Source organism: Kitasatospora sp. NPDC034533 (genome assembly GCF_055575155.1).
Genome location: NZ_JBVITE010000075.1, coordinates 18298 through 36500, shown reverse-complemented (window position 1 = coordinate 36500; position 18203 = coordinate 18298). Strand labels below are relative to the sequence as shown.

Annotated in this window: 19 protein-coding genes; 14 read left to right on the top strand and 5 right to left on the bottom strand. The window is 69.4% G+C overall.

All coding sequences use genetic code 11. The annotated features are described in order from the left end of the window. Positions 1-92: 92 nt before the first annotated feature. The 4 genes from ACZ55U_RS34105 to ACZ55U_RS34090 form a co-directional block, all read right to left on the bottom strand. Positions 93-1043, bottom strand: a complete 951-nt coding sequence (locus ACZ55U_RS34105; RefSeq protein WP_465532560.1) for a hypothetical protein — start codon at positions 1041-1043, stop codon at positions 93-95. A 133-nt stretch (positions 1044-1176) separates the two neighbouring features. Continuing rightward, positions 1177-2460, bottom strand: coding sequence for an IS701 family transposase (locus ACZ55U_RS34100; protein WP_465532558.1), 1284 nt, complete (start codon positions 2458-2460; stop codon positions 1177-1179). Between the two features lie 602 nt (positions 2461-3062). Further along, the gene (locus ACZ55U_RS34095) at positions 3063-3287 is read right to left on the bottom strand and encodes a DUF397 domain-containing protein (protein ID WP_465532556.1); all 225 of its coding nucleotides are present in this window, start codon (positions 3285-3287) and stop codon (positions 3063-3065) included. Further along, complete coding sequence (locus tag ACZ55U_RS34090; RefSeq protein ID WP_465532555.1) at positions 3284-4141, bottom strand: helix-turn-helix domain-containing protein; 858 nt, start codon at positions 4139-4141, stop codon at positions 3284-3286. The genes ACZ55U_RS34095 and ACZ55U_RS34090 overlap by 4 nt, the downstream gene beginning before the upstream one ends. A 348-nt stretch (positions 4142-4489) precedes the next feature. Between ACZ55U_RS34090 and ACZ55U_RS34085 the strand changes: the two genes are divergently transcribed. From ACZ55U_RS34085 to ACZ55U_RS34020, 14 genes are all read left to right on the top strand, one after another. After that, complete coding sequence (locus ACZ55U_RS34085; RefSeq protein WP_465532553.1) at positions 4490-5086, top strand: ATP-binding protein; 597 nt, start codon at positions 4490-4492, stop codon at positions 5084-5086. 277 nt (positions 5087-5363) lie between these two features. Then, entirely contained in the window at positions 5364-5921 is a 558-nt protein-coding gene (locus ACZ55U_RS34080; protein ID WP_465532551.1) for a hypothetical protein, read from the top strand. A gap of 80 nt (positions 5922-6001) precedes the next feature. Further along, positions 6002-6415, top strand: coding sequence for a hypothetical protein (locus ACZ55U_RS34075; RefSeq protein ID WP_465532549.1), 414 nt, complete (start codon positions 6002-6004; stop codon positions 6413-6415). After that, complete coding sequence (locus tag ACZ55U_RS34070) at positions 6412-6810, top strand: hypothetical protein (protein WP_465532547.1); 399 nt, start codon at positions 6412-6414, stop codon at positions 6808-6810. The genes ACZ55U_RS34075 and ACZ55U_RS34070 overlap by 4 nt, the downstream gene beginning before the upstream one ends. A gap of 63 nt (positions 6811-6873) precedes the next feature. Next, entirely contained in the window at positions 6874-7290 is a 417-nt protein-coding gene (locus ACZ55U_RS34065) for a hypothetical protein (RefSeq protein ID WP_465532545.1), read from the top strand. Then, positions 7287-9359 (top strand): hypothetical protein, encoded by a 2073-nt coding sequence (locus ACZ55U_RS34060; protein ID WP_465532543.1) that lies wholly within the window; start codon positions 7287-7289, stop codon positions 9357-9359. Before ACZ55U_RS34065 ends, ACZ55U_RS34060 begins: the two co-directional genes overlap by 4 nt. After that, on the top strand, positions 9356-9946 hold the full coding sequence (locus ACZ55U_RS34055) for a helix-turn-helix transcriptional regulator (RefSeq protein ID WP_465532541.1): 591 nt from the start codon (positions 9356-9358) through the stop codon (positions 9944-9946). Before ACZ55U_RS34060 ends, ACZ55U_RS34055 begins: the two co-directional genes overlap by 4 nt. Beyond that, complete coding sequence (locus ACZ55U_RS34050) at positions 9943-10122, top strand: hypothetical protein (protein WP_465532539.1); 180 nt, start codon at positions 9943-9945, stop codon at positions 10120-10122. The genes ACZ55U_RS34055 and ACZ55U_RS34050 overlap by 4 nt, the downstream gene beginning before the upstream one ends. A gap of 94 nt (positions 10123-10216) precedes the next feature. Beyond that, a complete protein-coding gene (locus tag ACZ55U_RS34045) occupies positions 10217-11152 on the top strand; it encodes a phosphotransferase enzyme family protein (RefSeq protein ID WP_465532537.1) in 936 nt (311 codons plus the stop codon). A gap of 120 nt (positions 11153-11272) precedes the next feature. Beyond that, a complete protein-coding gene (locus ACZ55U_RS34040) occupies positions 11273-11881 on the top strand; it encodes a helix-turn-helix transcriptional regulator (protein WP_465532535.1) in 609 nt (202 codons plus the stop codon). A gap of 50 nt (positions 11882-11931) precedes the next feature. Further along, on the top strand, positions 11932-12150 hold the full coding sequence (locus ACZ55U_RS34035; RefSeq protein ID WP_465532533.1) for a hypothetical protein: 219 nt from the start codon (positions 11932-11934) through the stop codon (positions 12148-12150). 183 nt (positions 12151-12333) lie between these two features. Further along, entirely contained in the window at positions 12334-12897 is a 564-nt protein-coding gene (locus tag ACZ55U_RS34030) for a DUF5753 domain-containing protein (protein WP_465532531.1), read from the top strand. Between the two features lie 496 nt (positions 12898-13393). After that, positions 13394-15487 carry a helicase associated domain-containing protein gene (locus ACZ55U_RS34025; protein ID WP_465532529.1) on the top strand — a complete coding sequence of 698 codons (2094 nt, stop codon included), beginning with the start codon at positions 13394-13396 and terminating at the stop codon, positions 15485-15487. A gap of 428 nt (positions 15488-15915) precedes the next feature. Continuing rightward, positions 15916-16803 (top strand): glycosyltransferase family 2 protein, encoded by an 888-nt coding sequence (locus ACZ55U_RS34020; RefSeq protein WP_465532527.1) that lies wholly within the window; start codon positions 15916-15918, stop codon positions 16801-16803. 62 nt (positions 16804-16865) lie between these two features. Here the strand turns inward: ACZ55U_RS34020 and ACZ55U_RS34015 are convergent, their stop codons facing one another. Beyond that, positions 16866-18203, bottom strand: coding sequence for a tetratricopeptide repeat protein (locus ACZ55U_RS34015; RefSeq protein ID WP_465532525.1), 1338 nt, complete (start codon positions 18201-18203; stop codon positions 16866-16868).

The following is an 18203-nucleotide window of genomic DNA, read 5'->3' as shown; positions in this document are numbered from 1 at the left end:
CGCCGACCAGGCGACGGCCGAACCAGTGGCTGTCGAACCGCCCACACCCGTCCTGACCAGGTAATCAGCACCTCCCGCGCAGCGGGGGAAGCTCAAAAGTGGCGGGCTCCAGCTCGCATCGCCGCCCGCGCACGGGCCGCACCCGCCGCCGTGCTCCGCGCTCCGCTGCCGATCGTCGACACCGGGCCCAGGCGCCCCGAGCAGCGCCCGCACAGGCCGGGACGAGGCATCGGATCCCGGCACTCGTCGCACTCGTGTACCTGGCTGGCCACCGCGGTGCGTTCCACCCGCACCGGCAGCTTGCGCACCAGCCGGCTGCGGACAATTCCGACCGGCGAGTAGATGGTCTCCGGCAAGCCGGGCAGCAGCGCCGCTGCCAGCTCCGCCGGACCACTGCCCACCCCGAGCCATTCCTTGACCAGCGGCGCCAGCTCCACCAGCTCCGCTTCCCCGAGACGCAGGCGCCGCTGCCCCTGCAGTACCTGCTGCAGGGTGCACACCGCCTCTCGCGAGCCGTCCTGATCCTCGACCGGGGTCACCTCCTGCCCACCCGTCGCCTCCGGTCGCAGCTCCTCCGGCGCCTTCACCGGAGGAGCTGCGACCGGGAGGGAGGGTTCTTTGACCAGGTTCTTTACAAGATGGGCGCCAGCATCACCGGAACCCGAAGAACCGGACGCCGGGTGGGCCACACTCGGCTCCACCTGCGGGTTTACGGCTTCCAACAGCTCCTTGGCCTCCCGGAGGCCAGGTACCTGCGGGGTGTCGTAGACGTGCGCCTCGCTGCGGATCGTGCCGTCGGGCATCCGGTTCCTCTCGACCCGGTAGTACCCGGCCGCGATCAGCTCGCGCAGGGCTTTACGCACCGCCGCACGACTGTCGATGCTGGAGTCCGCAATCTGCCGAGCGTCCTCGCGCCAACGCTCGGGCCGGGACAGAAGGTCGGCGAGCAGGCCACGCGCGGCGAAACTCAGCCGCCGGTCCTGCAGGATCGCGTTGGGCAGCACGGCGAAGTTGCGCTTGTGGGCGCTACGATGTACGAGCATGGGGAGTGACCGCTCCTCGTGCCAGACCCCCGACATATGGAGTGACCGCTCCGTCGGGGGTTTCTGTGTTCGATTGGGACCATGGAACGTAGCACAGGGATTCGCCATTAGTACTCCAGTGTGACTTCGTGATCTATCCGGTTGAGGGCTCGGCGAGGCGTCGTCGGTAGTGGCTGCGGCGGGCAGTGGCCTGGTGGTGTCTGCGCCAGTTTGACCAGGTCAGCAGGCTGTGCGGGGACGTGGCCGGTGGAACCAGGAAGGCGCCGAGCAGGTGGCGGATCTCCGGGACGGTCAGGTCGATCGGGTCGGTGCTGCGGGCGGGCCGGTTCGGCTGTGCGGTCCTGGCCGGCATCGCGTCGGCGGCGAGGACGACCAGGAAGGCCAGGGCGAGCATGGCCAGGGTGATATGCCGGTGCCAGGCGGTCCAGTGACGGACCTGGTAGTGGTCCAGGCCGACCTGGCCTTTCGCGGCCTGGAAACACTCCTCTATGCACCACCTGGCCCCGGCCACCCGGACCAGCTCCGACAGCGGCACCCGCCTCGGGGACCAGCACAGGTAGAAGGCGAGTTCGCCGCTGTGCGGGTTGCGGCGGATCAGCAGGTGCCGGTGGCCGTCGCTACCGATCTCGACCCAGACCCAGTCGTAGTAGCGTGGCCCCTTCGCCCCGGCTCCGGCACTCTGCCGGTGCCAGGCCGAGGCGGGCAGCCGGTCGGTCACGGCATCCGCGCGGACGGCGGTCCGCCCCTGGTTGATCCGCACCCGCGTGCTGCACGCGACGGCCAGGACATAGCCGACCTCACGGGACTCCAACAGGGCACGCAGGCCGGGGTCTTGACCGTATGCCTCGTCCCCGGTCACCCAGGAGGAGCCGATCCCCGCGTCCAGTGCCGCCGCGATCATCTGCCCGGCCAGCGTGGGTTTGGTCGCAAACGTCGTCTGGTCGGGCACCCCGGCGCGGGTGCGGCGCTCGGCGTCCTGGCACCACGAGGCGTCGGGCAGGTAGAGACGACGATCGATCAACGCCCGTCCTCTGCTGGAGGCGTAGGCGAGGAAGACGCCGACCTGGGTGTTCTCGATCCGCCCCGCGGTGCCGGTGTACTGCCGCTGCACGCCCGCCGAGGCGGTGCCCTTCTTCAGGAAGCCGGTCTCGTCGACGATCAGCACGCCGTCGTCGGCGCCGAGGTGTTCGAGCACGTAGGAGCGGATGTCGTCGCGGACCGCGTCGGCGTCCCAGCGGGCGCTTCGCAGCAGCCGTTGCATCGGCCCGGGGCGGGCATGGCCGGCCTGCTCGGCCAGTCGCCAGCAGTTCTTCCGCTCGACGCCGGACAGCAGGGCGAGCACGAAGGCACGGGCCGTGGCACGCGGTTCCACCCGCTTGAACCGGCCCGCGATCCGGGCCATGGCCTGGTCGAACATCGCCCGCCATCGGGCGGCGTCTATGCTGTGACCCGCGGCCACCGCATGATCGTCATGAGTCCACACAACCCTTGATGATCACGCGGTGGCCGTTGCCGTTACCACCCGGCTCCAGCGCAAGATCACGAAGTCACACTGGAGTATTAGCTACGGCCCATTACGAGCGACATTACTCGCAAGACCAGCAGTGCATCCAACCCTTCGGGCCAAAGCGCTGCACCCCGACCAAGGCCGGCGCCAGGGGTTCAGGGGTGGTGGCGGTGACGCGGTGCTCGGCAACGCAGGCCCAGACGTCGCCTTGCTCGTAGAAGTCCTGTCCGGCCACACGCATCAGACGCTTCACCCCGACGTGTCGGCCCCAGCGGCGATCAGTGCGAAAGCGGCGCTGCCATGTGCAGGCAAATCAGCGAGGTGCGCGAACATCCACACAGGGAGCGACGAGAGGTCAGCAAGGCGGCCGTTGCCGACACGCCGCCGACCGCAACAGAGGATCCGGCCTGGGAACACCGGGAGGTTCCTCTGGCGGACCTGAAAGGGATAGAGGAGCAGCACGGGCCGACGCACTTCATCTGCACCGGCCCGTGGCCATCTTGGGGCAGCAGTTAGATGATCCCGAAGTCGAACTTGCCAGCCGCCGTGGCGGCGATGAAGGCGGTGTGCGCCTCGGGACTCAGGACCAGCGCGGGCCCGGAGGGGTCCTTCGAGTCTCGGACGAACGCTCCGGCCCCGGCCGGGAACGCAAACTCAACACAGTTGTCCTGCTCGTTGCTCCGGCGTGCCTTCTTCCAGCTCACGTTCAGGGTGGATGCGTTCTTGATGATGGTCATGCGAGTTCGTCCCTCTTCTGGGTGATGAAATCGAAGGAGTCGTCCACGTCCAGGGCCGCAGCCATGATCTCGTGGAAGCTGGCGCGGTAGATTTCCACCTCCGCCGGGTCCTCGACCCAACTTGAGCGAACCATCCCGGGCGTCAGCGCGACGTCGAGTGCGCGCTGTGAAAACTCGAGAAGGGTGAACGCGCCGTTGAAGCCCCGGTTCGGCCGGGCGTTCGCTGGCATGACCTGGATGTGGATGTTCGGGAGGCGGCTCATTTTCGCGAGACGGTGGAGTTGCTCCTTCATGACACCCTCGCCGGCGTTTATCGCCAGGGCGTTCTCATGGATGACGGCACACAGCTTGACCGGGCCCTCCACGCGAGTCAGCACTCGCTGCCGTGCGATACGCACATCGACCATGGCGTCCACGCCCGTGGACACGGCGGAGAGCCTGGAGATGATCGCGGTCGCGTAATCATGGGTTTGGAGGAGACCCGGGATGAAAGAAACCTCGAAGCTCTTGATCTCCGTGGCTTGTGCTTCCATAGAGATCAGGTCGGTATAGGTGGGGTTGATGGTGTCGCTGTAGCCCTTCCACCAGCCGCGCTGATCCCGTTGGCCGGCGATCTCCAGTAGGACTTCCCGCAGGCCCTCGTCGCAGCCATAGAGGTTGAGCAAGGCCGCGAGGATCTCGGGCTTGACCGCGGTGCGGGCGTTCTCGTAGCGGCTGAGCTTCGGCAGGTTCAAGAGGTCGGGAAGCTGACCGACGACCTGTTCGGCCGAGAGACCCTTCGCCTCACGCAATCGACGTAGGTCTGCAGCAATCCGACGCTGACGCACGGTCGGTACTCGATCGCCTGTAGCCATGACGGATGCCCCTCCTGCGTATCAATGGACCAGTGTGCCCGCCCGATCGGCCCGTGCGCCACTTCGAGGCAGACCTGGATCGGTCGCAACCACGTTCGAAGTGAATGTTTGCACTATGCCTGCCGCATGGGTTGCGCTGACGGACAGTGAGGCGACATCCTATGTTTGCCGATCTACGGACGGCCAGTCGAAGGGCTTCGCGAGCCGATGCCCGACTTGATGTGTTTTGCATGCACTTGCGCGAATCGGAACAGCCGTCGGGCGGCACCGCACCGCACCTGACGGTCACACGCGACCACTACGGCCGCTTCCCCGGATACACCTGCCATCGGCCCGGAGGAACTTGTCATGCACCGCGTCTTACAGCTCGACGTCCCGCTCAGAACGGCATCCCCCGGCGCCGTGCGCAACCTGGTCCTCGACCGGGTGAGGGACCTGCCGGGGGTCGCTCTTGATCCCGACCAGGCCTATGCCGCCCGCCTGTGCGTTTCGGAGCTGGTCGACAATGCGGTAAAGCACGGTGCCGTGCACGCCGAACACGCCGATGTCGAGGCCAAGTTGCTCATTGACGGGGACCTTGACCTCCACCGAAGCCGGCTTCGGGTGACCGTCACCTCACCCTGTCGAACGGTGCCGGACATGGGCAGCCGGGCCGAGGATCTGACTGCGGAGAGCGGCCGAGGGATCACCGTCGCCACTGGCTATGCCGAGGCCATCGGTTGGTACCAGCGCCTCGACGCCCAAAGCCGCCCGACGGACTGGTCCGTGTGGTTTGAGGTCGAGATGCACCTGGACATGGGGGTGTTCGGCGAGGCCACCGCCATCGAGGCGGAAGTGCAACCGGACGTCATACCGGTCCTGAGGGCCGACTCCGCGCCCATCGCTACGCGCATCGTTAGGTGGCCGCGGGCGAGTCGACGTCACGGACGCCGCGCTGCCGCGTAGCTGACAGCGATGGGTCCAGCGAGTGCCAGGCCCGCCGAGTTACTCCTCGCTGGTCGTATGCCTCTCGTGGGTAAGGCCACCGGCATGTGCGTTCTGTCGAGGGCAGTCGCGGCCTCTTCCACGCCGGAGGTCGAGGCCGACAACGACGTCGGCCTCGACGCCCACGCCGCCAGTCTTCCTCCGTCCCGCACTTGGGAAGGCAGGCGACAGGCCAGGCCCCCGATCCCCCCTTGGTGACGGGGGCCGGGCTTCCTCCCCGGCACCTGATGGAAGGACCGTGATGAACGTGCAGCTTGGCAGGCGCTGGCTCGCTGGCGTCAGTAGCACGCCACACACGATCACGGGCTACTGGCGCCGCGGCCTCCTGGCCCCGGTGCAGGTCTCCTGCCGATTCGACGTGATACTCACCGGACCCGTTCTGACCACCGTGGCGATCTCCGAACTGACCAGCCACGGAGTGCCGTTGGGGCCGGTGCTGTACGACTACCGCGACCAGGTGGGCTACTGGTTGGTGCCGGTGCGGCCCGGCGTGGACTGGCAGATACGGGACACTGTCCTGCTCACCACGCCCCGGGACGGCGGCGAGCCCCCCGCGGTGCTGATGCCGGCGCCGGGGGCGGCTCGGGTCGGGTCGATGCAGTGGCTGGTCGTGCCCGACGGCACCGGGGCGCTGACCCGGCACGAGGACCTGGCTGTCGCTCTGCGTAGGGCACGTCCTCGGAACCCGATCTCCGGCGACCTCGCGCTCGCGAAGATCGGAACGAGACTTCCACCGCCTTCGGCCGACCGCGGCCCGCGCCAGGTACCCACCCACCCGATATCGAGGGAGAGATGACCCCTATTACCCCCGCGAAGAACGCGGCCATGCGCCAAGTAGTCGAAGGTACGCGCTGGCTCGCCGGACTCACCGAAAACATGGACAGCACGTGGCTGGCGTGGGCCCAGGGCCACGCGGTCCCCATCCCGCTCGGCACCGCCGCAGGGGTCGTGCGAATACCGGAGGAGCTGGGCCGTGCCGCCGTCGCGCTGTTGGTCACGCACACCCCCAACCAGGTGGGGCCAGTGATCCTCGACGAGTGGGCGGGCATTGTCGATGTGTTCGTTCCCGTCGCCTCGGCAGTGTGGCAGGGCGACGACGTCGAGCTACTCGACGGGCGCCACGGGCTGCCGCTGCGGGTCATGTGCCCCGGGCCCGCCCGTCGCGCCATCGGGCGGAGCTGGCTGATCCCGCCCAGGGCGCTGCCTGGCCACCCGCCGGTACTGACGGACCCGCGCCACCTCGCCAAGGCCCTGACCCACTCCCGCAGCCAGATCCCGGTCGCCGGGTGACGGACCAACCGGTCCGTCCCCTGCCGCCGACCGGCCTGGACAGGCTGGAAGGCGATGCGCCGGACTCGCTGTCCGCGACGGCCCGGCGCGGTCCCTCGGCCGCGACCGTCGCCAGCGCCGCCGTGCTGTGTCTGCTGGAGCTGGGTGCGGCCTTCGGCGCGTACTCGGCGCTGGTGATGCGCCCGGGCGGGCCCTGGGACGACGACGTGCTGCTCGCCGTCGAGATCGCGGCCTACCTGGCGATCGGGCTCGCGCTGCCCGCGCTGGGCCTCACCGTCCTGGCGGTGCGCCGGCGCTGGCTGCGGGCCTGGTGGCTCGTCCTACCGGTGCTGCTTCAGGTGGTCGCGGTGGCCCGGCTGGCCTGGCTCGACCAGGTGTACCCGCACCAGAGGTGACTTCCGCGCCGACGCCGAGACCTGGCCCGGCCACCTTCCCGAACCGATCGTCCAAGGAGAGCCATGCCGGAAAGCTTCGAAGTCCTGGAGTTATGGGCCAGACAGGCGATGGTCGGTGTGCCGTTCGAGGGCGGAGTGCCGCTGCTGCCCCTGGACGAGGCGCTGGACCGCATCGCTGCCGAGCTGCCCCGGCTCGGGGGCCCCCGTCTCGGCGACCCGCCTGTGGAGCGTCTGGCGGAGGCCATGGAGGACACTGCCGGCCGGCTCCGGCGCAGCGACATCGGGGAGCCGCGCGCTCAGCTGCTGGACATGCTGGCCGCTGAACTCCGCACCGTCGAAACCGCATTGGGGCTCAACGATCACCAGGTCGCGGTGGACCGTGCGCGCAGGGTGTGCGTGATGGCCGTGTGCCTGGACAAGATCGCCGGCCACGTACGAGCTGCCGCCCTCGGGGACCTTCCTCGGAGGACCCGGTGGTGAACAGCAACGCGATCACGGGCGCCACGGTGCTCGGCGCGGTCGTGCAGGCCCACACCGTCCACGGCGGCATCACCGTGCACACCCCACCCCCACCTCCGGTACCGCGCCAACTTCCGCGCCGCCGACCGCTGATCGACCGGCACGACCTCACCGCCGCCCTCGCCGAGGGCCTGCGCCGTGACAACCCGCTCCCGATCCTGCTCACCGGCCCTGCCGGCATCGGCAAGACCACCCTCGCCCTGCACGCGCTCCACGAACACGGACTCCTGCCCGGCGGGCAACTGCACGCCGACCTCGGCGCCCACACCACCGCCCGCCCCGCCCACCCCGGTGACATCACCGCCCGCTGGCTGCGCGCCCTGGGCATCACCCAGCCCCCCGCCGACCCGGAGGAAGCCTCCGCGCTGCTGCGCACCCTCACCGCCTCCCGGCCGGTGGCAGCCCTGCTGGACAACGCGGCCGACGACGACCAGGTGCGGGCACTGCTGCCCGCCACCGGTTCGGTGTGCATCATCACCTCCCGCCGTCCGCTGGCCGGCCTGCTGGCCGACGGCGCTCACCACCTCGACCTCGGCCCGCTGCCATCGGACGCCGCCGTGGCGCTTCTCACGGCCACCGCCGGCAAGGCGGCCGCCACCGGCGACGTCCCGGCCCTGGCCGCCGCCTGCCACGGAGTACCGCTCGCCCTCGCCCTGGCCGGTGCCCGCCTGGCCACGGGCCACCACCTTCTCCCCCTTGATGCCGCCCCTGCGGCCGGAACCCCCCTGGAGCACGTCGTGACCGCCGCCCTCGACCAAGCCCACCGGGCCATGACCCCGGCCTCCGCCGCGTTCTACCGGACGCTCGGGTCGCTCCCGCTGCCCTCGACCCGGATCGACACGGCCATGGCGGGCGCCGCCACCGGATACGACCCGGCGACCACGATCGGCCACCTCACCGACCTCACGGCGGCCGGGCTGATCCGGCAATCCGCCGACGACGAGTACGAGTTCACCGTGGCCGACGGCCGCCGCCGCGCCGCCGCCCTGACCCGCGAGACGGACAGCACGGAACGGATCGACGAAACGCGCCGCCGCGCCCTGGACTGGCTGCTGGCCGAGGCCCACGTAGCCTCCCGCGCCCTGCACCCCTTCCGCCCCACCGTCGAGCCGCACCTCCTCCACCCGCCGGCGCACCGCGCCGCCCTCGCCACCAAAGCGCAGGCGCTGGCCTGGTTCGCGCGCTGCGACACCTACCTGCGCACCGCCCTGGAAGTCGCCGACGCCCATGGCCTCGACGACGTCACCGCCCACCTGGCCCACGCCTGGTGGCCCTGGCTACTGCGCCAGCGCAACTACCGACTGTGGCAGTGGACTTACGACATTGCGATCCCCGCATCCGAGCGGCTCGCCACGACCCCGCCCCGCCCGGGGGCGAGCCGGCTCATCGTGCGTGACCTTCGTGGCGCCCGCGCCACCGTACGGCGCGCGCTCGGCAATCACACCGGAGCGATCGAGGACGCCAGCGCCGCCTACGCCGCCGCGGTCGCCGACGACGACAAACGCGGCCAGGCACAGCACCTCCACGACCTGGCCGTCGCCCTCGACGCCGCCGGCGACCACCGGACCGCGCGCTCCCTGCTGTCGGACGCCCTGGAGCGGCGTACCGCATTGGGGGAGGAGCGAGACACCGGGGTCACCCGGGTGGCGCTGGCCGTCTGCCTCCACACGCTCGGCGACGACGACTCCGCGCTCGCCCACCTGCGCGACGCCTACCGGGAACTGACCGCCGCCGGCGACGGCCTGAATGCAGGCCGGGCCCGCGCGTGGGAGGGCCGCGTCCTCGCCCTGCGGGGTGCGGTCGGTCCCGCCGACACCGCATTCGGCCAGGCGATGGGCCACGTCGTCGCCGAGAACGCGCGGCCGTGGCAGGGCCGTGTCCTGCTGTGGTCGGGCGAACTGGCTGGCGCGCAGGGACACCTGGAGCGGGCCGCCGAGCTGCTGCTCTTCGCCCGAGCGATGTACACGGGGAGCCCGTCCGACCTGGAGACCGTCACGGCGAGCGCCCAACGGCTCGGAGTCACGCTGTGACCGCAGTCCGGCCGGTGAAGCCGCGGCCGATCCCGCCCGGCCGCGTCTACGGGCACCAGTGCCCGGTCTGTGGACAGCACCCGTGGCTCACCGGTGCCCTCGTCGTTGTGCTGGACCTGGCCGCACGAGGATGGGAGTCCGGCACCGTGGACTGGTCGTACGGGTGGCACCCGGGCACCACCGCCGGGTACCTGCGCCTGGCCAAGCGCCGCCTGCGGGCGACCAACACCCTCCACGCCATCGACACCGCGCTGCGCGCCGGGATCCTCACCCCGCCCGACCCCCCGGCCGGCGGACTCCCGCAGATCACCGACGTCATGCAGACCACCGGCCAACTCCTCGCCGACGGCTGCACCCAGGTCCAGATCGCCGCCATCCGGGGCATCGCCGTCCGCAGGGTCTCCAAGTCCGTCCAGCGGCTGCGTCAGCAGCTGAACACGGAGACCACGGCCGAGGTGGTACTCACTCTGCACTCGCACGGCCTGCTCAACACGGCGCACCCCTGTCCCTGCCGCCCACGAACCGACAACGCCCAGTTCCTCCGCTACCGCGGCCCGTCCCGCCCGACCGTCCAGGAAGCCGCATGACCCACCTCTTCCCGTCCCGCACACTGCTGCCCGGCGACGCCGGATCGCCCACCCGTCTGCCCAGCACCGCAATCCCCACCCGGCTCGTCGTCGGCTACCGGATCACCGGGCATCCGCCCGCGCCGGACACGGACCCGGACGGCCGCTCCTGCGACGCCTCCTCGAAGCCCGTCTGACGCAGGCGCCCTGCCGCCGTCCGGAACCCCTGTTCGAACTGGCCAGTGACCGGCCACCCACCAGTACCTCCGCCCACCCTCTCCAGAAGGCACTGTGACCCCCGACGAAAGCCGCGCCGCCGTCATCGCCACGGCCCGGCACCAAGGACTCGACCCGCGTTCCGCCGTCCTCCTCCAGATCGGCCCCCACCACACCTGGCGTATGCCCAAGTCCGATGCCGTCGCCAAGGTCTGGGCCCCAGGCACCGCCCCCGACGAAATCCTCCGCAATACCCGCATCGCGGTGTGGCTGCTGCGCAACGGCATCCAGGCCGCGCGGCCGGTCGGCAACTCCGCCTACCCGGTCGCCCACAACGGTCGCTACATTCTCCAGGTTACCTTCACCGAAGATCTCGGCACCCGCAGCCCCAGCCCGACCGACCTCGGCACGGTCCTACGACGTCTGCACGAGCTGGACGTTCCCGCCCGTCTGGGGATCCCCCCCTTCAGCCCGTTCGCGACCCTGAACCGGCGGATCAAGGACCTGCTGGCGTCCGGAACGCTGTTCCCGGACCAGGCGCAGCACCTGCTCCGGATGGTGAACGACGCCCGAGCGGCCTGGCGGAACGTGTCCTGGCCCGACCCCATGTGTGTGATCCATGGAGACGCTGTCCCGACCAACTGCATCATCACCAAGGCCGGCACCGCTCTGATTGACTTCGAGCGTACGGCGATCGGACCCGCACTGTGGGACCAGGCGGCGGCCGCCTGGAAGCGCGATGTGTTCGGCGGTCCTCCCGGGGAGTACGAGGAGTTCGTCGATGCCTACGGCTCTGACGTCACCACCCACGCCGGCGGCCGTACGTACTCCACCATGACGCCCGTGTTCGCCCTCAACGCGTACTTGTACGTGGCCGAGCAGATCCGGGATGAGCCCGACCTCTGGGCCGAGGCCGACCGCAGGCTGGCCACCGTGTTGACAACCCCGCTGCCGCCGGGCCCTTGGGGCTGGATGTCCGCGTCCAAGGCCAAGGAGGCAGCCGCACAGTGACCACCGAAGCCCGCCACCTCATTGTTCCCCCCTCCTCGTGACCACAGCCTCCACCTGGCGCCAGGAGACGCGGACCCTCACCCAGGCCAAGCTATTCGGTCTCAACCAGGAACTCAACGGATGGTCAACATGATTGAACAAAGGCCAAACAGGCCGGCGAGTGGCCGGGCCTGCCCGTCGTGCGGCACCCGCGTGATCGTCTCGGCGATTCAGAAGAAGGTGCTTCAGATGGTGGCGCTTGGGGCAACGGACCCAGAGATCGGACGACACCTCCGCGGCGGCGAGGACACGGAGGAGGCCTCAGTCGCCGACAAGGGACTCGGCACCGCCGCGGTGCGCGGAATCTTCGACCGACTCAGTGCTTCGGGGCGTGTCCAGGCGGTCGACATCAGCTGCCGAATCGGACTGGTGGATCTGCCGGAACGGCTCAGGCCGCCGCAGAAGGAGCTTCCTCCTCAGCTCTGGCGGCCCGCCGTGCTGCTGGCCCACGGCTTGTCGTACAAGGACATCGCCCGGAAGCTGGACCGCAGCCCGTCCACCGTGAAGTCGAATCTCCAACGCCTCTACGCCAGGCTCGGTGCCAGGAACGGCACGCACGCCGTCTACACGCTGCACGCCTTGAAGGAACTGCCGGCCGACCACCCCTGCGCATGCTTGAACTCGGGGGAGGGTGATCTTGATCAGTTGCTTGCTGCCCGGTCGTTTCGGCCCCGGGCAGACCGCCTATGACCATCTGGCCCCGCTGATCCGCAGATGGCACCTGGGTCCGTGTTCTCGAAGTGGCGCAGACCCGAACCGAGATGGGCTGGCTCGTCACCCTCGACTCCACGGTCGTGGGGACCGACCAGCACGCGGCCGTCGAGGGGGGGCACAAGCTGCGTGCTGTCGGTCCCTGCCGCGACGGGCTGACCAGCAAGGACCCGACGCAGTGGCTCACCTGCCACAAGCCGGGCCGCCAGGGGCACTACCGCTCAGGACAGCCGCAGTACCAAGGGTGATCGGTTGACCCTCCCGAGCCCTCGAACAGGCTTGCCGGGTAGCGCCCGTACCCGGAGCAAATCCCCTGACACCCACAGACCAAACCGGCCGTGCAGCCCGACCCCAGGAGGCCGCCCACGACGGCAGGCCGTTCCCGCCCACCTCCCTCAGGACGAAACCCGAAGAATCCGGAGACCCAGCGCATGAATCCCACCGCCACGATTGCTCTGGAGCCCATCCAGACCAGCATCCTGGAACTGCATCGCATCGCCAGCACCATCCACACCTTCAGCCCCAGCATCATCCCCGGCACCCTCCAGACCGAGGAGTACGCCCGCGCCATCTTCACTGGCGCCCGTGAGCTTCACCCCGTCGCCGAACACGACATCGAGGCGGCCATCCAGGCGCGGCTGGACAGGCGCGAACTCATCGACGGCACCCGCCAGTTCGATTTCATCCTGAACGAACACGCGCTCACCAACGTCGTCTCCGCCCCGGCCGTCCACCGCGAGCAGCTGCGCCACCTGCTGGAGTGCACGAAGCAGCCGGGCCTGACCCTCGGCATCGTCCCCGACGAGATCCCGCTGCGCGCTCACTGGGGCTTCACCATCGTCAACGAGGCCCGGGTCGAGCTGGATCAATACCAGGGACCCCACACCGTCACTGAGCCGACAGACGTCCAACGGTTCCGGGAGACCTTCCGTCGACTGCGCGACTCCGCGCTCTTGGGCAACGACGCACACGCCCTGATCAGCGCCCTGATCTAGGGCTGCCCTAGCCGGGCCCCGACCACGTCCTTGTCTCCATGCCTGCCCCTCGCCGTACGGCCGTGGGCCGTGCCGCGTGCAAGTCCGGCATGGTCCCACCCGCAAGCTGTCGGAAGCGCCGCACACGGGCCCGTCCGCGCTTGGTTGGCGCTCGAGCCCAGCCCCGCCCGTACGCCACTTCCTGTCGGCAAACCACCGGGGCTGGTCGAGTTTGGCGGCGCCATCGAACTGGGCGACGGCCCAGCGTCTCGATCCCGGCATTCCGGGGGGGCACCCGTGAGCGGCTCCGCAGCTACCGAGTTGCGCCGGCCAGGCCCGGTGACGGCGTTGATGCCCTGGTCGTCGACACCGTGCGAGGCACACCGTCCCGCCGCACGCCAGAACGGGGTCACCTGCAGGGCTAACTGCGCTTAAACCTTCCAGCCGGTCATGGGCAGATGACAGCCCCTGACACCAACCGTCCGAGTCACACAACGAGAAAGAGGAAGCAGAGCACGTGGGAGTCCAACTGTGGCCGCACCAGGAGGAGGCGGTCGACGCTGTCAGCAAGGTTCTGGCTGAGCACGAGCGGGCCGTGATGCTGATGGCTTGCGGAACGGGGAAGACGCGCACCGCCGGCGCCATCGCCGCCCGGTGGGTCTCCCCGGCTACGGGCCGGGTCTTCTTTGCGGTGCCGACACTCGATCTCCTTGCACAGACCCTCGACGAATGGCGCGCCGCCCTCGGTCGGGAGTCCCTGGGCCACGTCCTTGCGGTCTGCACCGATCCGAACGTACTCACAGCCGACTACATCCGCGACGGGCTGACCGCGCACGTCACCAATGACCCCGGGCGTATTCGGCGGATACTCGTACCACGTCGGCGGGTCACTGTCGGTTGCACGTATCAGAGCCTGCACACCATGGTCGAGGCGCACCGGCGCGAGGGACTGGCACCCTGGGATCTGGTGATCGCTGATGAGGCGCACCGGACGGCCGGTATCGACAACAGCTGGTCCGTCGTTCATGACGGCCTGCTGATCCCGTCTGTACGCCGCCTCTCGATGACAGCCACGCTGAAGGCCGTCGTCGCCGACGACGACGCCATGACCGTGAGTCTGGACCGCCCTGAGCAGGTTGGCCCTGTGGCCCACCGCCTGCCGTTCAGCGAGGCCATCGAACGTGACCTGCTCGCCGGGTACCGGCTGGTGGTGGCAGCTGTCAACGACCGCGACGTCAGGGACCTCCTGGACCAGCACGAGGATCAGCCGACATTCTTGACCATCGGGCACAGCCATGTTGGTGCCAAGGTCTTCGCGAAGGCGATCGCGGTGCTGCGGGCGGCGGCCCAGTACGGATCGCGGCGCATGATCACTTACCACTCGACGGTTGCCGCGGCCAAGGCCTTCGCGCTGATTCTTCATCAGGCGATGGAACACCTGCCTGCCGATGAGCGCCCAACATCACTGTGGACCGGACACGTCAATGGCGAGCAGACCCGTGCGACCCGGCGCCGAATCCTGGAGCGGCTGCGCGCCGGAACCGACGGTCTCACCTTGGTGACCAACGCGCGGCTGCTGACCGAGGGCGTGGACGCGCCAGAAGTCGACTCGATCGGACTCGTCGACCCCGGAGGATCGGAGATCGACACCATCCAGAAGGTCGGCCGCGCCCTGCGGCGAGGCGATCCCAGCCGCCCCAAGACGGCGACAATCATCGTGCCGGCGTTCAGCGGGAACGACACCGACGACTTCGCCGACGTGATATCAGCAGTGCTGGCCATGGCGGCGCTGGACGACCGCGTCAGCACCTCCCTCGCTACCGCACGAAAGCAAAGGCACACTGGCGGCCGCGATAGCAAGGCGAGTCCCGCTCTGCCTGAATGGATCTCCTTCACCGGGACCGAGGTCCCGGACAATTTCGTGAAGGCGATCACCGTAACCGCCATCGACGCATCCGCCACACACCAGGACCACTGCCTGGAGGCGCTGGCCGTATTCAAGGAGGAGTTCGGCCACCTACGGGTCTCCCCAGACTGGAAGAGCACGTCCGGCGTCAAGGCCGGCCGATGGCTGGCCAATGCCAGAACGCGGCAAAGGGTGGGGGCCTTGCCAGCCCACGTGACGTCCCGTCTCGAGGAACTCGGCATCGTATGGAACCCCCGTGACGTGGAATGGGAACAGTTCATCGCCGACTTGACGGCGTTCCGGAAGAAGCACGGACACCTGCGGATCCCCCAGAAGCACGCAGACCTGCAGAAGCAACGCCTGGGCCAAAAGCTGCAACTCGCCCGTAAGAGGTATCCCACCTATTCGGCCGATCGGAAGAAGCAGTTGCTCGAGCTCGGATTCGTTCGCGACCCGAGGGAAGAACGCTACGGAGCCTGGGTCGTCGTCCTGAAGGACTACATAGCGGCGACCGGACATCGGTGGGTACCGCAGAGCTACGTCGCCCCCGGCGACAAGCGGCTCGGCGCCTGGTTCCACCGCCGCATCGTGCAACCCGCCCGTGCGGGCACGCTGGTCGAGCACCGGCGCACCGAGATCACCGCCCTGGGGATCACCCTCCCCCAAGCCGGAGACGCTCCCGCCCCCGGCAAGGCGGTCCTGTGACCGCACGGCCGTAACTGCCGGGCGATGCAGCCACCGAACGAAGAGGCCCCCGCTCCGACACCCGCCCACGCCTCTCCCACCGTGCTCCGCCCCGCGCTGACGTGCCCCGCCCAGGGGCTGGAGACACCCGGGGCGGGCCCCGACCGGGCAGTCCAAGGCAACCGACTTCGGTGAGTTCTTCGGCGCTCGGGCGCTTCGCCTGGAGAAGACCCCCTACTCCCCGGCTGTCGAGCCGGGGGCGAGCTTCCATGGACCGGTTCGGGGATGAGGCGGTGGCCCGGTAGCCGGCCCCCTTCGAGGGTCCGACGGTGGCCTGCGTAAGCGAGTCTCCTGCGCCGGACCCAGGGCCCGTACAAAGCAGAGGCGGCGGCTCCATGGGGTACTAGGGTGAGTTCCTACTGATGGACCGGTTGCGGAGGCGGAACTTCATGTGCGAGGACGCGAAACGGGTTGTCGATGTCGTCGTCCTCACGATGAACGATCGGGATGCCGAGTTCCGTGACGCGATGGCGTCGGTGCTGGCACAGAAGGGCGTCGCCCTACGAACGGTGATCGTGGGCAACGGCGTCGAGCCCGACTACGTGCCGCCCGGGGCGGTCTCCGTGGCCCTGCCGGAGAACACCGGGATTCCCGAGGGGCGCAACGTCGGGGCGCGGGCGCTGGCCGGCCCGGAAGCCGGGGAGTTCCTGCTGTTCTTCGACAACGACGCGATCCTGCCGGAGACCGACACCGTCGCACGCTTGGTCGAGGAGTTCGACCAGCATCCGGACGCGGCGTACGTCCAGCCCCGGATCGCGGATCCCGCCACAGGGGAGACGCTGGGACGGTGGGTGCCGCGGTTGAAGTCCGCCGATGCCCGGCGCCCGGGCGTGGTGACGGTGATGGCAGAGGGCATCGTGTTGATCCGCCGCGCGGATTTCGAGGCCGTCGGTGGTTGGCCCGGGCATTTCTTTTTGTTCCACGAGGGCATCGACCTGTCGTGGCGGCTGTGGGATCTTGGGAAGACCGGCTGGTACGCGGCAGGCGTCGAGGTACACCACCCGGCGACGAACCCGGCCAGGCACGCCACGTTCTACCGCATGGTCGCGCGCAATCGGGTGTGGGTGGCCTACCGCCGTCTGCCGGCGCCGCTCGTGCCGGTGTACCTCGCGGCGTGGACGCTGATCAGCGCCCGCCGCTTCCGATCAACGGGGCAGCTCCGGGTGTGGTTCAAGGGCCTCGCGGAGGGCCTGCGCGGCGGGCACGGTGAGCGGCGGCCGATGAGCTGGCGCACGGTGTGGAGGCTGACCCGGGCTGGACGGCCACCGATCATCTGACGCGCCGTCCGGCCCGGGACTACCGGGGGCCGAGATCTCGTTGGGCCGGACGGCACGGGCCGTCAGACGAGGGCGGCGATGCGTTCCCGCAACTCCCTGACCTCGGGTGCACTGCTGTGGGTCGCCATGCTGGCGCCCAGCGCCTTGAGGGGTTCGACGGCACGGTGGGAGCTGATGCCCGTGGTGAGGTCGACGGCCTGGTGCGCGGTGGCGCATGCTTGCTCGAGATGGTTCTGCTGCAGCTGCGCGTCAGCCATCCGGGATAGGTAGAGCGCCTGGGTTCGCACTGCGGTGCCGCTGAACGCGCGTGTCTGCCGGGCGAAGGTCTCCTCGGCCTGGTCGGCGTGACCCATGGCCAGTTGGGTGGAGGCCAGGCAGCCTTCGTACTCGGAGGCGTCGAACCAGTACGCCCAGTCCGGTTCGTCGTCCGGGTTGCGTTCGGCGGCCTCCAGCAGCGTCCGGGCGGCTTCGAGGTCGCTCCAGCAGGCGCTGTCGTTGAGGTGTGAGCGGGCGCGCGCCCGGCGTGCGAGGACTAGGGCCTCCACTCGCGGTGCGGCCTTTCCGCGGACAGCGGCCAACGCGGCCGAGGCCATGGCCTCGGCATCGGCGGCGCGTCCGCAGTTGTAGGCGGCGGCGGACCAGAACGTGAGGATGTGGGCTCCGAGTGCCGAGTCTCGGGCTGCGTGCGCTGCCTGCAGCGCGGCCTTGAACGTCAGATCGTCGCAGCGCCCGGCGACATCGAAGGCCGCCCAGGCCCGGATACGAACCAGATCGGCGCCGGCCGCGTACAGGCGGCTTTCGTGGGCGAGCGAGTGGCTGCGGTTCGACAGGAGGTCCACCACCGCGGCCAAGGTCGCTGTCGTATCGCGGATCAGGGTGCCCCCGCCGTCCTCGTCGTCGGTCAGGCGTAGCTCCCTGACGCAGCGTTCGATGGAGGTGACGGCGCCCTCGCTGAGCCGCCGGCCGCTGGTGAACTGCGCGGCTTCGAGGGGATCCGCAGTGAGCCAGGACAGCAGGGTCGTGGTCATCATCGAGGAGCCGGTGACGAAGGTCCGCCGCTTCATTCCACTTCCGATCGCGTCTCTGAGGGCCCCCAGGGCGCCGGGGCCGGTCCACGGGTGGTCGTCGGGCTGCTGGAGCGGATCGAACTCCAGCCACCGCGGCCACGGGTAAGAGCCGATCAGGTCGCTGTCGATGCCGAAGAAGTGCGCCATCACCAGCTGCGTGGGGTCGTCGGGAGTACGGCCGCTCTCCCAGCGTAGGACGCCGTCCCGGCCCGTTCCCAGAGGTGTGCCGAACTTGGTGCCATTCTCGCGCAGTTCCCGTGCCAGGTCGGATCGCTCCAGATTGCGAACGGCCCGTGCCCGGACGAGTGGGTGATCACCAGGTTCCTCGGCCAA